The organism is Streptomyces sp. NPDC002640, from assembly GCF_053592575.1.
On record NZ_JBSFVZ010000012.1, the window covers coordinates 87,177 to 102,269 of the forward strand.

At 69.8% G+C, this 15,093-nt stretch carries 13 protein-coding genes and 1 pseudogene; 11 read left to right on the top strand and 3 right to left on the bottom strand.

Annotated features, from left to right (window positions below; genetic code table 11):
- Positions 1-7 precede the first annotated feature (7 nt).
- The gene (mmsA, locus tag ACWD3O_RS17845) at positions 8-1,567 is read left to right on the top strand and encodes a multiple monosaccharide ABC transporter ATP-binding protein (RefSeq protein ID WP_451416491.1); all 1,560 of its coding nucleotides are present in this window, start codon (positions 8-10) and stop codon (positions 1,565-1,567) included.
- Positions 1,564-2,808 (top strand): multiple monosaccharide ABC transporter permease, encoded by a 1,245-nt coding sequence (gene mmsB, locus ACWD3O_RS17850; protein WP_451413630.1) that lies wholly within the window; start codon positions 1,564-1,566, stop codon positions 2,806-2,808. The genes mmsA and mmsB overlap by 4 nt, the downstream gene beginning before the upstream one ends.
- Before the next feature lie 89 nt (positions 2,809-2,897).
- On the opposite strand, the gene ACWD3O_RS17855 is transcribed toward mmsB, so the two are convergent.
- Entirely contained in the window at positions 2,898-3,317 is a 420-nt protein-coding gene (locus ACWD3O_RS17855; protein ID WP_451416595.1) for a DUF6766 family protein, read from the bottom strand.
- A gap of 182 nt (positions 3,318-3,499) precedes the next feature.
- Between ACWD3O_RS17855 and ACWD3O_RS17860 the strand changes: the two are divergent.
- From ACWD3O_RS17860 to ACWD3O_RS17895, 8 genes and pseudogenes are all read left to right on the top strand, one after another.
- Positions 3,500-4,183, top strand: a pseudogene (locus ACWD3O_RS17860) (IS5 family transposase); the annotation flags it as partial.
- Between the two features lie 209 nt (positions 4,184-4,392).
- Positions 4,393-5,133 carry an IclR family transcriptional regulator gene (locus ACWD3O_RS17865; RefSeq protein WP_451416492.1) on the top strand — a complete coding sequence of 247 codons (741 nt, stop codon included), beginning with the start codon at positions 4,393-4,395 and terminating at the stop codon, positions 5,131-5,133.
- 205 nt (positions 5,134-5,338) lie between these two features.
- Positions 5,339-7,432 (top strand): hydantoinase/oxoprolinase family protein, encoded by a 2,094-nt coding sequence (locus ACWD3O_RS17870; RefSeq protein WP_451416493.1) that lies wholly within the window; start codon positions 5,339-5,341, stop codon positions 7,430-7,432.
- Between the two features lie 14 nt (positions 7,433-7,446).
- The gene (locus ACWD3O_RS17875; protein WP_451416494.1) at positions 7,447-9,210 is read left to right on the top strand and encodes a hydantoinase B/oxoprolinase family protein; all 1,764 of its coding nucleotides are present in this window, start codon (positions 7,447-7,449) and stop codon (positions 9,208-9,210) included.
- Between the two features lie 28 nt (positions 9,211-9,238).
- Positions 9,239-10,105 carry a DODA-type extradiol aromatic ring-opening family dioxygenase gene (locus tag ACWD3O_RS17880; RefSeq protein ID WP_451416495.1) on the top strand — a complete coding sequence of 289 codons (867 nt, stop codon included), beginning with the start codon at positions 9,239-9,241 and terminating at the stop codon, positions 10,103-10,105.
- Positions 10,106-10,118: 13 nt separating this feature from the next.
- A complete protein-coding gene (locus ACWD3O_RS17885) occupies positions 10,119-10,445 on the top strand; it encodes an extradiol ring-cleavage dioxygenase (RefSeq protein ID WP_451416496.1) in 327 nt (108 codons plus the stop codon).
- Complete coding sequence (locus ACWD3O_RS17890; protein ID WP_451416497.1) at positions 10,442-11,413, top strand: acetamidase/formamidase family protein; 972 nt, start codon at positions 10,442-10,444, stop codon at positions 11,411-11,413. The genes ACWD3O_RS17885 and ACWD3O_RS17890 overlap by 4 nt, the downstream gene beginning before the upstream one ends.
- 68 nt (positions 11,414-11,481) lie before the next feature.
- Positions 11,482-12,348: an alpha/beta fold hydrolase gene (locus ACWD3O_RS17895; RefSeq protein ID WP_451416498.1), complete on the top strand. Its 867-nt coding sequence runs from the start codon at positions 11,482-11,484 to the stop codon at positions 12,346-12,348.
- 101 nt (positions 12,349-12,449) lie between these two features.
- Here ACWD3O_RS17895 and ACWD3O_RS17900 read toward each other — a convergent pair whose 3' ends face one another.
- Positions 12,450-12,866, bottom strand: a complete 417-nt coding sequence (locus ACWD3O_RS17900; RefSeq protein WP_451416499.1) for a DUF6766 family protein — start codon at positions 12,864-12,866, stop codon at positions 12,450-12,452.
- A gap of 83 nt (positions 12,867-12,949) precedes the next feature.
- A complete protein-coding gene (locus ACWD3O_RS17905) occupies positions 12,950-13,384 on the bottom strand; it encodes a hypothetical protein (RefSeq protein WP_451416500.1) in 435 nt (144 codons plus the stop codon).
- A 219-nt stretch (positions 13,385-13,603) separates the two neighbouring features.
- Between ACWD3O_RS17905 and ACWD3O_RS17910 the strand changes: the two genes are divergently transcribed.
- Positions 13,604-15,040 (top strand): ABC transporter substrate-binding protein, encoded by a 1,437-nt coding sequence (locus tag ACWD3O_RS17910; protein ID WP_451416501.1) that lies wholly within the window; start codon positions 13,604-13,606, stop codon positions 15,038-15,040.
- Positions 15,041-15,093 lie beyond the last annotated feature (53 nt).

Sequence of the window (15,093 nt, forward strand, 5' to 3'; positions counted from 1 at the left end):
CACGACCATGGCGGGACCCGTCCTGGAAATGCGCTCGATCGTCAAGACCTTCCCCGGCGTCAAGGCGTTGTCGGACGTCACCTTGACCGTCCGCCAGGGCGAGGTCCACGCCATCTGCGGGGAGAACGGCGCCGGCAAGTCGACCCTGATGAAGGTCCTCTCCGGCGTCCACCCGCACGGCAGTTACGAGGGCGAGATCCTCTTCGAGGGCGAGCCCTGCCGTTTCAGGAGCATCCGGGCGAGCGAGCAGCGCGGCATCGTCATCATCCACCAGGAGCTCGCGCTGGTGCCGTACCTCTCCCTCGCGGAGAACATCTTCCTCGGCAACGAGCATGCCCGGCGCGGCTTCATCAACTGGAACGAGACGCTGCGGCACGCGACCCGGCTGCTGCGCCGGGTGGGGCTCGACGACCACCCGGAGACCCGCGTCGCCGACATCGGCGTGGGCAAGCAGCAGTTGGTCGAGATCGCCAAAGCCCTGTCCAAGAAGGTGAAGCTGCTCATCCTGGACGAGCCGACCGCAGCGCTCAACGACGAGGACAGCGGCAAACTCCTGGATCTCATACTGGAGTTGAAGAAGCAGGGCATCGCCTCGATCATCATCTCCCACAAGCTGAACGAGATCCGCAGGGTCGCCGACTCGGTGACGATCCTGCGCGACGGGCGGTCGATCGAGACGCTCGACGTGAAGGTCGCGGAGACCACCGAGGACCGGATCATCAGCGGGATGGTCGGCCGCGACCTCGACCACCGCTTCCCCGAGCGCACCCCGCACCGCCCGGAGGAGGGAACGGCACCGGCCCTGGAGATCCGCAACTGGACCGTGCACCACCCCATCGACCGGACCCGCAAGGTGGTCGACGACGTGTCGATCCACGTCCAGCGCGGGGAGATCGTCGGGATCGCGGGTCTGATGGGCGCCGGCCGCACCGAACTGGCGATGAACGTGTTCGGCCGGACCTACGGCCGCTACGCGGGCGGCACGGTCCTCAAGGACGGCCGTGAGATCCGGACCCGGCACGTCGCGGACGCCGTCGCGCACGGGATCGCGTACGTCACCGAGGACCGCAAGCACTACGGCCTCAACCTGATCGACACCATCAACCGCAACATCTCGCTGACCGCGCTGGACAAGGTCGCCAGGCGGGGCGTGGTCGACGAGCACGAGGAGCGGAAGGTCTCCGAGGGCTTCCGCAGATCCATGAACATCAAGGCGCCGACCGTCTTCGAACCGGTCGGCAAGCTGTCCGGCGGAAACCAGCAGAAGGTCGTCCTCAGCAAGTGGATCTTCGCCGGTCCCGAGGTGCTGATCCTGGACGAGCCGACGCGCGGCATCGACGTCGGCGCCAAGTACGAGATCTACACGGTCATCGACCAGCTGGCGGCCGAGGGCAAGGCGGTCGTCTTCATCTCCTCCGAACTGCCGGAGCTGCTCGGCATGTGCGACCGCATCTACACGATGGCGGCCGGCCGGCTGACCGGTGAGTTCTCGCGGGCCGAGGCCTCACAGGAAGGGCTGATGCGTCGGATGACGAAGGACGAGAAGGACGAAGAGGTAACGCGATGAGCACCCATCCGACCGCCACGACATCGGCTCCGGCGCCGTCCGGCAAGGGCGGCCCGGCCTCGGGCGGCGGCCTGCTGCAGCTGATGCGGGACGGCCTGCGCCGGAACATGCGTCAGTACGGCATGCTGATCGCCCTCGGTCTGATCGTGGCACTGTTCGCCTGGCTGACCGACGGCGACCTGCTGCTGCCGCGCAACGTCTCCAACCTGGTGCTGCAGAACAGCTACATCCTGGTCCTCGCCGTCGGCATGATGCTGGTGATCGTCGCGGGCCACATCGACCTCTCGGTCGGTTCACTGACGGCGTTCGTCGGCGCCTTCGCCGCGGTGCTCACCGTGCAGCAGGACATCTCCTGGCCCGTCGCCGTGGTGCTGTGTCTGCTGGTCGGCGCGGTGGCCGGCGCGGTGCAGGGCTTCTTCATCGCCTACGGTGGCATACCGTCGTTCATCGTCACCCTGGCCGGCATGCTGATCTTCCGCGGCCTGACCGAGATCCTGCTGGCGGGCCAGACCCTCGGCCCCTTCCCCGAGGGCATGCAGAAGCTCGGCAACGGCTTCATGCCCGAGGTGGGCCCGGAGAGCAACTACCACAACATCACCCTGCTGCTGGGCATCGCCCTGATCGTCTTCGTGGTCCTGCAGGAGGTCCGGGACCGGGGCCGGCAGAAGGAGTTCGCCCTCGAGGTGCTGCCGCGCAACGTCTTCCTGCTCAAGCTCGTCGCGATGGCTGCCGCGATCCTCGTCGTGACTCTGCTGCTCGCCAGCTACAAGGGCGCGCCGATCGTGCTGCTGATCCTCGGGGTGCTGGTGGTCGGCTACGGCTACGTCATGCGCAACACGGTCTTCGGCCGTCACATCTACGCCATCGGCGGCAACCTGCCGGCGGCGAAGCTGTCCGGCGTGAAGGACAAGAAGGTCACCTTCCTGGTCTTCGTGAACATGGGAGTGCTCGCGGCCCTGGCGGGCATGGCGATCGCCGCCCGTCTCAACGCGGCCTCGCCGAAGGCGGGCCTGAACTACGAACTCGAGGCGATCGCCTCGGCGTTCATCGGCGGCGCGTCCATGAGCGGCGGAGTGGGAACCGTCCTCGGTGCGATCATCGGCGGCCTCGTCCTCGGCGTGCTGAACAACGGCATGAACCTCCTCGACGTCGGGACCGACTGGCAGCAGGTCATCAAGGGCCTCGCCCTGCTGGCTGCGGTCGGCTTCGACGTGTGGAACAAGCGCAGGGTCGGCTCTTAGACCGTGTCGTACGTGGTGGAGCGGGCGGGCAGCCCTCCGTCACGGCGGTGCCCCGTGCCCTTGCGGCAAAGCCCCCTCGCGGTGGGCGCTCAGCCCTCGACGCCGGTCGCCGAGTGCGGGGCGCCCACCGGTTTGGACTCCGGGCTGCCGCGCTGGCGGAGGTAGACGGAGAGCACCGCCATCGAGGCCACCGCGAGCAGTTCGGACTGCCAGTTCTGCACCGTGCGGTCCCAGAAGTCGGCGGAGGTGACGTAGCCGGCCCAGGTGACCGGCGTCTCCAGGGACCGCAGGCGTTCCTCGTTGCAGGCGGCCCGGCCTGTCACGGACTGGGCCGGCCAGGAGAGCAGGAAGATCCCGCCCATCACCAGTCCCAGCGAACGGGAGAACACCAGCCCTCGACAGCCCGGGGCGGACGCCCAGCGCGGTGACTCCTCCGTGGCGTGGGCGCCGACGCGCTGCTCCCGGTCGGACTCCGTGCCCGCCCGGCCGATCTCCTTGGGTTTGATCAGAGAGGGTGCACGGCCCGGCGCTTGATCACCAGGGTCGGGTTGCGCAGGATGATCTTCATGTCGTGGGCGTAGGTGAAGGCAGCCTTCAGAACCACGTAGTGGCGGGCCAGCTCTGCGGCTTCCTGGGCGGCCCGCCAATCGGCGATGTACGGGTCATCTCATGTGCCGGGTGGGCTGCTGCAGTGGCGGGGTTTGTTGAGCGGCTGGTGCCGGATGAGCTGTGGGAGCTCTTCCAGCGGGTGGTGCCGTAGGCGCCGTCGCGACCGCAGGGTGGCGGCCGGCGTCGCCACGGCGACCTCGGGCTGCACGTGGCAGCAGCTGCCGGCGGCTTCGTTCGGCCCGTCCGGCGCGACGGCCCGCCACAGGTGCGGCGGCTGGACGAAGGTGGGGTGTGGGCCAAGCTCCACCGCCTGGTCCTCGGTGAGCTCGGTGCTCGCGGTGACCTGGACTGGTCGCGGTGCAGCGATCGACTCGGTCGAGATGCGGGCCCTGCGGAGAGGGGGACCTGACAGTGTCCGAATCCTGTCGACCGGGGCAATACGGTTCGAAGATCCACCTGATCACCGAGCGGTCAGGCCTGCCCTGTCCTTCGGATTCTCCGGCACGAACGTCCACGACAGCCAGGCGCCGATGCCGCTCGTGGAGGGCATGACCCCGATCAGGTCCCGCCGCGGCCCTCGTCGGCGAAGGCCCGGCAAGCTCCATGCCGACAAGGGCGACGACAACCGCCACTTGCGGCAATGGCTCTCGCAGAGAGCATCCAGCACCGCATCGCCCGCAAGGGCGTCGAGACCGCACAGCGGCTGGGCAGACACCGCTGGACCGTCGAACGCACCATGGCGTGGCTCGCCGGCTGCCGCCGACTCGCCGCATGAGATGACCTGTACGACCGCCACCGAGCCCGGGGGCAGAACCCGCGCCCAAGCCCTCCTCCGCCTGGTCCGCCACCACATCAGCGTCCTGGGCGCCGTGCTCCGCGACGGAACCGACCACGAGCCGAGAAGCCCCCGCACAGCTTGACGAAGGACGTGGAGGCCCCGCGTATCCTGTCGATCATGTGGGCAAGGGCTGCGGCATGATCGACGGGCTTGAGCGGGCGGTGCGGATCCTGGATCTCTTCTCCTCGGACGCTCCCGAGCGGACAGTCAGCGAGGTGTGCCGCGCGCTCGACCTCCCCAAGACGACGACCTGGGACCACATGCAGTCCATGGTCGCGCTCGGCCTGCTGCGCCGCACGGGACGTGGCCGCTACCGGCTCGGCTGGCGCGCCTTCCAGCTCGGCCTGCGCGCGCGGATGACCTCGGAGATCTCCGAGCCGGCCTGGGTGGAGATGCGGGCCCTGGTCGCCGCTCACCACCAGACCGTGCAGCTGTCGTCACGTCATCACACCGAGGTCGTCTACCTGGAGAAGCTCGCGCCCCACGACGGGGTGCGGGTCAACGCGACCCGTGTCGGCGAACGCCTGCCGGCGCACTGCACGGCACCCGGCAAGATGCTGCTGTCCTACCTCTCCCCCCGCGAACTGCGCGACATCTACGGCCACGACGCGCTGACCCCTCTCACCGATCGTTCCCTCACCACGCTCCCGGCGCTGGAGGCGGAGCTGACCACGGTGCGCGAACACGGGTACGCCCTGGACGCCGAGGAGGCGGTCGAGGGCGTTTGCTGTGTCGCGGCGCCGGTCAGCAATCGGCACGGCGACGTCACGTGGGCGCTGAGCATGAGCTTCGCCGAGCACCGGTTGTCCACGCATGGGGACACGTACGCCCGCGCCGTGGTCGAGGCTGCCCGGCGGCTCTCCGAGCGCGCGCCGTAACCCTGGCGGCTCCTGTTCGGCTGAGCCGAACAGTTCGTTGTCGGTACATGTACGAGGTACTACGGTCCAGGAAACACCGCACCTTCCTGTAAATCTCGAACTCGGTTCGCACCGGCCGCGCGCCATTCACGCATCTCAAAGTTGCGTCGATGTGCTGCACCCCCTCCTGCGCGCCCTTTCGGTTCACAGCAATGGAGTTTCCTCGATGACGAAGGCAAGTAACAAGGCGAGTCGGCGGATCGGAATCGATATCGGTGGCACATTCACCGATCTCTTCGTTGTCGAAGGGAATGGTGAGTCCCGGATCTACAAGTCCCCGACCACCCCGCACGACCCGTCCGTCGGTCTGCTGAACGGCCTGACCAAGGCCGCCGACAGCTTCGGGGAGTCGCTGGAGGACTTCCTCGGCGCGGTGTCCACGATCGTGCACGGCACGACGATCGCCACCAACGCCGTGCTGACGCACCAGGGAGCGAAGACCGGCTTCGTCACGACGCACGGCTTCCGCGACCTGCTGAACATGCGCCGCGGCATCCGCGAGCGACAGAACGACTCCAAGTACGCGCCGCCGCTCCCGCTCGTCCCCCGGGAACTCATCGCCACGGTCCGCGAACGCGTCGACGTGTCCGGCAACGAGATCGTGACGCTCAACGAGGAGGACGTGCGCGCGGCGGCACGGCATTTCCGTGAGCAGGGCGTCGAGGCGGTCGCCGTCTCCTATCTGTGGTCCTTCGTGGACGCCGCTCACGAGCAGCGCACTGCGGAAATACTGCGCGAGGAACTCCCTGGCGTATTCGTCACGATATCCAGCGACGTAGTGCCCCAGATTCGCGCCTACGAAAGGCACAGCACCACGGTGCTGAACGCTTTCGTCGGACCTGCACTGCAGAACTACCTGGCGAACATCGAACGTCAACTGGCGGACCGGGGCTTTTCGGGGACGCTGCTCATCGTGCAGTCCAACGGCGGTGTGATGTCGCCCGAGATCGCCAGCAGGTCAGCGGTCAACGCGCTCATGTCGGGACCGGCGGCGGCACCCGGCGCGGCCCTCCAGTACGCCCGTCGGCACGGTGCCGAGGACGTCATAGCCGTCGACATGGGAGGCACCAGCTTCGATGTCGCCCTGGTGCGCGGTGGGGAGTCACTGCTCACGGGCGACAGCGAGATCGCCGGATACCGGGTGGCCCTTCCCATGCTGGACATCCACACGGTGGGGGCGGGCGGTGGCTCGCTGGTGTGGGTGGACTCGGGAGGCATCCTCCGGGTAGGCCCGCAGAGCGCCACCGCCAACCCGGGCCCCGCCTGCTACGGCCGCGGCGGCGAGAACCCCACCACCACCGACGCCGACCTCCTCATGGGCTACCTGAACCCGGACATGTTCGGGGACGGCGCCTTCACCCTGGACGTCGAGGCGTCACGCAGGGCCGTCGAGGAGAAGGTCGCGAGGCCGCTCGGCCTCTCCGTCGCCGAGGCGGTCGAGGGCATCTACCGCGTGGTGAACGCGACCATGGCCGAGGCCGTCAGTGCCGTGTCGGTCAAGCGCGGCGTCGACCCTCGCGAGTTCACCGTCGTGGTCGCGGGCGGCGCGGGCCCGATCCACGCCGTGCCGATCGCTCAGGAACTCGGCATCAACCGCATCATCGTGCCGCGCGAGTCGTCGGTGTTCTGCGCCGTCGGCACCCTCCTGACCGACCTCAAGCACCTGTACGCGCGCACCTTCGTCTCCGACATCGACACGTTGGACCTCGACCGGGTCGGCAAGCTGTACCGCGAGATGCGGGACGAGGCCGTCGAGACGCTGCGCTCGGAGAACGTCGCGGACGACGCCATCGACCTGGTCTTCAGCGCCGACGTGCGCTACATCGGCCAGTTCACCGAGATCGAGGTCCCCCTGACCTTCGACGGCGAGCTCACCCAGGAGTCGCTGAAGCAGCTGGTGGCCGACTTCGAGGCGAAGCACGAGGCACTCAACGGGTACGCCATGCCGGGCGAGCCCACCGAACTCATCAACGTACGCCTCACCTCGCTCGGCCGCACGGCCAAGCCCGCACTCGCCGACGAACCGTCGGCGGGCACGGACCCGGGCCCGGCCCGCAAGGGCGCCCGTGAGGCGATCTTCTCCGGCCGCACCGTCCTCACCGACGTCTACGACGGCCTCGCCCTGCGCCGCGACAACCGCGTCGTCGGCCCCGCGATCATCGAGCAGCCCACGACCACCGTCGTCCTCGTCGAGGGCTACGTCATGAAGGTCGACGCGCAGGGCAACTACGTCATCGAACCGGCGAACCAGCCGGCCTGAAGGGAATCGAGCAGATGACACAGCAGACGACCACGACGCACCCCACGGCCGATCCCATCCTTGTCGCCGTGATCGGCAGCGCCCTGGACGGCATCACCGGGGAGATGGGGCAGACGATGCTGCGTACCTCGCGGTCGCCCATCTTCGTCGAGGCCCGAGACTTCGCCACCTCCCTCTTCAGCGCCGACTGCCGGTTGCTCGCCCAGACCCACTACATCCCGGTCATCGGCGGGGCGACGCCGTTCGCCCTGCGCGCCATCGCCGAGTCCTTCGGCGACGACGTGCACGACGGCGACATCTTCATCCACAACGACCCGTTCAACGGTGGCTCGCACCTGCCCGACATCACCATCGCCCGGCCGGTCTTCTGGGAGGGCGAACTCGTCTTCTGGGCCACGACCAAGGGGCACAACGCCGATGTCGGCGGTGGCGGCGTCGTCGGGTTCAACCCCGCGGCGCGCGACGTCCAGGAGGAGGGCATCGTGATCCCACCGACCCGCGTCGTCGCGAAGGGCGAACAGCGACGGGACGCCTGGGAGCTGATCCTCTCCAACGTGCGGATGCGCGCCCTGGTGGAGAGTGTGCTGAACTGCCAGATCGGCGCCACCGCCATCGGTGAACGCCGCCTCAAGGGCCTCTTGGCGAAGTACGGTCCCCAGACCATCGGCGCCGCGACCGACGAACTGCTGAGGGCGAGCGCACGCCAGGTTCGCGCCGAGATCGCCGCGATACCCGACGGCGAGTACAGCGCCGACGCGCTGCTCGACAACGACGGCATCGACAGGGACCGCTCCTACCGGGTCGCCCTGACGATCAGGGTCGAGGGCGAGCACCTCACCTTCGACTTCAGCGAGAGCGACGAGCAGGCCAAGGGCTTCATCAACAGCACGATCGCCAACACGGTCTCCTCTGCCCACCTGGCCCTCTTCGGGTGCATCGACCCGGACATCCGCTACAACGACGGTGCGATCGAGCCGATCGACGTGATCGCCCCGGCCGGCTCCCTCACCCATGCGCACGCACCGGCGCCCGTCGCCGCCTGTACCGTCCCGACGTGCGAGGCCATCGCCTCGGCGGTATGGGTGGCCCTCTCCCAGGCCATGCCCAGCCGCGCGCACGCCGGCTGGGCCCGCTGGTGCACGCCCGCCACGATGGGCATGAACCCGCGCACCGGACGCCACTTCGGCGATCTGCACTTCCTGGGCAAGGGCGGCAGCGGGGCCACCGAGGGCTTCGACGGCTGGGACCACCTCTCCCCGTCGAACACGCTGGGCGGACTGCGCGCCCCGGACCCCGAGCTGCACGAACTGGACACCCCGTACCTGCTGGAGGAGCTCGAGTACCTCCCCGACAGCGCGGGTGGCGGTCAGTGGCGCGGCGGTCTCGGCGTGCGCTACCGGTGGCGCGTCCTGGCCGACGACATCGCCTGCGCCACCTACGGCAGCGGCTTCATGCCCGAGACGGCTCCCGTGGGTCTCCTCGGCGGAAGGCCCGGCATCGTCCAGCGCCTGACCCTGACGCGCGCCGGCGCCGAGCCCGTCGCAATGGACTCCAACTCCTTCTACACCCTCGGCAGGGGCGATGTCGTCGAGGTGATCGCGAGCGGAGGCGGCGGGTTCGGAGATCCGCGGCTACGCCCCGCCGAACTGGTGCTGCGCGACGTCCGCGAAGGCGTCGTCTCGATCGACGCGGCCCGCACCGTCTACGGCGTCTCCATCGACACGGACACCCTCGACGTCCGCGAGGACGAGACCCGCGAACTGCGCGCCACCGCCTGACCCACGGACCGACGAAGGAAGACTCATCATGGCCCACATCAGCCTCGCCGTGGCGGCGAGCCACGCCCCCGGCCTGATCGGCATGTTCGACCAGGCGCCCGAAGCGTCACAGCGGATGGTCACCTCCGCCTACGGCTCCCTGGCCCGGCAGATCCGCGAGACCGAACTCGACGTGATCCTCATGGTGGCCAACGACCACATGGCCAACAACCGCATCCGCACGTACCCCGACTTCGTCGTCGGCATGGCACCCGAGCACAGCGGCCCTGCCGAATTCTTCAAGGACTGGTTGGGGTGCGGGGAGTACCGGATACCGGGGCGCCCCGACATCGCGGAGAAGATTCTCAACGGCCTGAACCGCCGCGGCGTTCCGGTGTCGGCGACCCGCGACAACCTCAACTTCGACGACAACATCTCGGTGCCCGTGGTCAGGACCGGCATCGAGGCGAGCGGCGTCCCGATCGTGCCCCTCCTCCAGAACGTCACGGTCCCGCCCTTCCCCGACCAGCACCGCTGCTACGAGATCGGCCGGCAGCTCGCCGACCTCGTCGAGCACGACCTGCCGTCCGATCTGCGCGTCGGGCTCTTCGCCACCGGCGGCATGAGCCACGAGCCCGGCGGTGTACGGGACTTCTGGATCGACGAGGAGTTCGACAACTGGTTCCTCGGTCTGCTCGCCGACGGCGACCACGAGAAGGTCCTGGCCGAAGTCACCCTTGAGCGGCTTGACCAGGCCGGAATCGGCGGCACCGGGGAGCTGCTGAGCTGGATCCTCGTCATGGGCGCGATCGGCGAGCGGCGCTGCGACGTCCTCGGCTACACCGCCTGGGACAAGTGGCGTTGCGGCATCGGTGCCGTCAGCTGGGACATGACGCCGGCGCCGGCCGGGCGCTGAGAAGGGGATCACCATGAGTCTGGAAGGCATCAACCGGGCCCTGGTCTCGCACGACCTGGTGCAGGACCTGAAGTGGAACGCCGACCTCCGCGAGGAGTTCGCCAAGGACGAGGCGGCCGTGCTCGACCGCTACGACCTGACCGGGGCCGAGCGCACCGCCATCGACGAGCGGGACTTCCGCACCCTGTACGACCTGGGGTTCCACCCCTACCTCGGGGCTCAGTTCGCCAGAATCCTGTTCGCCAACAACAAGTCCGGTGCCACCAGCGCCGTCCAGCACCTGCTGGCCTCGATCCGTCGTGAACCGCTGCCGGACGACGCCGAAGCGGGTGGCGCGTGACGCGGGAGAACGCCCCGTCCAAGGCCCGGGGAGGTCGTGTCCACGACCTCCCCGCCGGTCCCGGGACCGTCCGGGTCGGGGCGATCGACCCGGACGCGCCGCCGGTGCTCTCGATCGACTCCGGCGACGAGGTCACCTTGTCGACCTGGGGCCACTGGGGCAACCGCGTGACCCCGCACACGGTCATGGAGGACTTCCCGGCACTCCGGGCGGCCTTCCCCGACGCCTTGGGGCCGCACTCGATCACCGGCCCCATCCAGGTGCGCGGGGCCCGTCCCGGCGACGCCTTGGTGGTGGACGTGCTGGCGCTGACACCCGCGGCCCACGGGTTCAACCTGGTCGTGGCGGAACCCCGGGGCCGGGGCGTCCTGCGGGACCGGTTTCCCAAAGGCACGATCCGCCACTTCGTGCTGGACCGGGCCACGATGACCACCACGCTCGGCGGCAAGGTGCGGGTGCCCCTCAAGCCGTTCCTGGGCATCATGGGCGTCGCCCCGGCCGAGGACGGCCCCCGCAGCACGGTGGAACCCGGCCGTTTCGGCGGCAACATGGACCTCTCCGCCCTCGTCGTGGGCGCACGCCTGAAGCTCCCCGTCTTCCGGGACGGCGCCGGCTTCTACTGCGGTGACGGCCACGCGGTCCAGGGCGACGGTGAGGTGAATCAGACCGCCATCGAGACCGGCATGGACCACGTCCGGTTGCGGTTCACGCTGGAGCGGGGAGCGCGGCTGCGCACCCCCCGGGCCGAGACGGAGACCCACTTCGTCTCCACCGGTTTCGGGCAGAGCCTCGAGGACGCCGCTCATGACGCGGTGGACGACCTCGTGAACTGGCTGACCGAGGAGGGACTGAGCCCGGACGAGGCGTACAGCCTCTGCTCCATCGCCGCCGATGTCCGCGTGACCCAAATGGTGAACAACGTCGTGGGCGTACACGCCGTCATCGAGAAGCTCACCCGCCAGCCGTAACCGGTGCCCGGCCGTCGCAGAACATCCGGCGCGGACACCACGGGAAAGGAACAAGAAAAGGAATGCCCATGACCACCGTCGAGATCCCGGAGTACCGGACCGACGCCTTCTTCGGTCTCCAGGACAAGTGGTTGCCCACCGATGACGGTGAGCTCACCCACTACCACGAGATCGGTGAGGGAACCCCGCTCCTCTTCCTGCACGGCTCGGGCACCGGGGTCACCGCCGCCGCGAACTGGTGGCTGAACCTGCCGCACCTCGCGCGGCACGGCCGTTGCATAGCCATCGACTCCGTGGGCTACGGACAGACCGTCGTGGCACCGGGCACCGAGTACGGAATCCGGGAATGGGGACGGCACGCGCTGCGTGTCCTCGACGCGCTGGGCATCGACAAGACCTGGATCATCGGCAACTCGATCGGCGGCTGGGTGGCCCTGCAACTCGCCATCGACGCGCCGGAACGCGTCCTGGGGATCGTCTCGATGGGCACCGGAGGCGCGAAGAAGACCGCGGCCTTGGCAGGCCATGCCAAACCCGAACTGTCCCCGGCCGGCATCCGTCGCACGCTCGAGCAGTTCGTCGTGGACAAGGCGTTGGTCACCGACGAACTCGTGGACCTGCGCTACCGGGCGGCCCTGAACGACAGCGCGTCGAGCCGCCTGGAGGAGGTCGTGGCGGCCCGCGACCGGGACCGGGACGCATTGCCGCTCGACCTCGGCGCCCTGGCGGAACTGGACATCCCTCTGCTGCTGATCCACGGCATGCACGACGTGGTCATCCCGGTCTCACGGACCTGGGAACTCCTGCACACCATCCCGCACGCCGACGCGCACCTCTTCAGCCAGTGCGGGCACTGGTCCCAGGTGGAACGCGCCGTGGAGTTCAACGAGATCGTGGGCCAATACCTGCTCAGGCACCAGAGCAGGCAGGTCTGAACGCGCCCTTCCGGGCGTGAACCCGGCCCCCGGTGGAGCCCGACGAGGGCGATGTCGACAAGCGGACCACGGAAGCGTTCGGCGCGACCGAGCGAGCTTGTTCAACGGTGGGCTGGGAGTTGGCGAACGTCATCGTTCCGGATCCGGTGTTCATGGCGCACGTGCGGTGGCTGGCCCGCCGTCGGCACGGCCGGTGCGGCCGTGAGAGCGACGAGGCCGAGCGTCTGGTGGAGGTCTTTCGGCAGCCTCGGGAACTGCGGGCGAGAGCCGAAGAGACTGGGAACGTCCCGCGCGTGCTGCCTGTCCTTTTTCCACCTGCTCCGGACGAGGGCTCTTCGCGCTGATTCGGCGTGGGCGAGGACGCCCACCGGGGGCAGTGCCTCGGAGACCAGGTCGTTGTTCAGCTCGGCGCGTCCGGCGAAGAGCCGGCCCACCAGGGTCAGCAGGAAGCCCGCCAGGAAGACCAGCCCCAGGCTGTTCTCGCGCAGGAAGCGGCGGGCGCGGCCGGCCGGACTCATCGGCGCATCAGCCCGAGGGCCGTGAAGTAGGCGAGTCCGACGAAGATGATCAACAGGGTCGCCGTGAACAGCGGCCGCATCGCTCACCCGCCCTTGATGCCACAGCGGTAGGGCTGATCCGGGCGTGGCTCGCAGCCGGCCGCGGTGACCTTCCAGCCGCCCGGGAACCGCGACAGGAACAGGGTGTCGCCCTCCAGGACCACGCGCGCCCGGTCTCCCCAGACGTCCACGGCGCGCACCGCTCCGGCGGCCGGCAGGTCGTCCTCCTCGATGGCCTGGCGGATCGCGTCGCGGCACCCGCTCCTCGCGGTCTCCTCCAGCTCGTCCCGGGTGCCCGGGGCCAGCGCCGCGCACAGCAGCGCGTGCCGTCCCGCGTCGCGGTCGAGGGCGAAGCGGGTGGCCTCCGCCTGGGCGGCGTGGCGCCGCTCCTCGACCGCTCCGCAGGCGCCGATTCCGGTGATCGCCAGGGCGAGCGCCGCCGCGCACACGGCCGCGTGCCGGTACCGGCTGCCGTTCATGTCCGCCTCCCGCCGTCCGTGTGACCCGTGCCGCGTCCGTTCCGTCTGCCATCGGAACCGGGCCGCACGCCGCCCGCAACCGGGGGCGGACCGAACGGGCCCCACCGGAGCGTCACCGGCCCTTCACCGCGCGCCCGGTTGCGGGAGGCCGCCGTTCCGCTTGATGCTGATGGACCGGCAGGCGATCCCGGGCGACGCGGCCCGGCGCAGGGGAAGGCGATGAGGTCACACATGCGCGAGGCCCGGCGGCCCAGGACGGCCGCGCTCGGCGCCACGGCGGCCCTCCTGCTCGGGCTGCTCTCCGGCTGTTCCGGGGAGACGGGGCCCGGCCGCCCCGACCGCAGGATCACCGTCTGGTCGCAGGAGAGCCTCCCCGACCGGATCGCCGCCACCGAGAAGGTGATCGGACGGTTCGAGCGCGCGAGCGGCGTCGAGGTCGAACTCGTCGGCGTCGCCGAGGCCCAGATGCCCCAGCTGATCATGTCCGCGGCGGCCTCCGGGACCCTGCCCGACGTGATCGGCGCGGCCACGCTGGGCCAGATCTGGCAGATGCACGGCAACGACCTGCTGAACACCCGGATCCCCGGCCGGGTCGTCGACACCCTCGGCCCGGGGACGTTCGACCCCAACGCCCTGGCGCTCGCCTCCGACGGCCCGACCCGGCTCGCGGTCCCCTCCGACGCCTGGCTGCAGCTGCTGGTCTACCGCGAGGACCGGTTCGCCGAGCGGGGGCTGCCGCCGCCCGACACCTACGCGCGGATGCTGGACGCCGCGCGGCGGCTGACCGGCGACGGCCGCAGCGGCATCTCCGCGGCCACCGACCCCGCCGACGTCTTCACCTCGCAGAGCTTCGAGAGCCTGGCGCTGGCCAACGACTGCCGTCTGGTGGACGAGGGGGAGGTGGCCCTCCAGTCCCCGCCCTGTGAGGAGGCGTTCTCCGTCTACGACCGGCTGGCCCGGGACTACGGAGCGCCGGGCACCCAGAGCGTGGACTCCACCCGGGCCACCTACTTCTCCGGGAGCAGTTCCCTGGTGATCTGGTCGTCGTTCGTCCTCGACGAGATGGCGGGCCTGCGCTCCGACGCCCTGCCCAGCTGCCCGGAGTGCGCGGACGACCCCGGGTTCCTGGCGGAGAACAGCGGGGTGGTCACCGCGGTGAGGGGCCCGGACGCGAAGGAGCCCGCGCAGTTCGGGGAGGTGACCTCCTGGGCGGTGACCCGCACCGCCGAGGAGGACGCCTCCCGCCGGTTCGTGGAGTACATGATGGGCGCCGGCTACCAGGACTGGTTCGGCATGGCGCCCGAGGGCAAGATCCCGGTCCGCCGGGGCACCGCCGCGGAGCCGGAACGCTACCTGCGGGCCTGGCGGAGCAGCGAGCTCGGGGTGGACAGGCGCCGCCCGATCGACGAGGTGTACCCGCCGGAGCTGCTGGACCGGCTGGTCGACGGGGTGCGGCGGATGCGCCGCTGGGGCATCACCGAGGGCGAGGGGGCGCTGGTCGGCGCGGCGAGCGGCGAACTGCCGGTCTCCAAGGCGATCGGCGCGATGACCGGTGGTCAGCTGAGCCCGGCGGACGCGGCCGCGCAGGCCGCCGAGGAGGTCACCGACCTGCGGAAGTCGCTCGACCGCCCCGCCGACGACGCGGGGTCGCCGTGAGTACCGCGGCACCCGGCCCCGGGCCGGGGCGGCACGCCCCCCGGCGCGTCCCC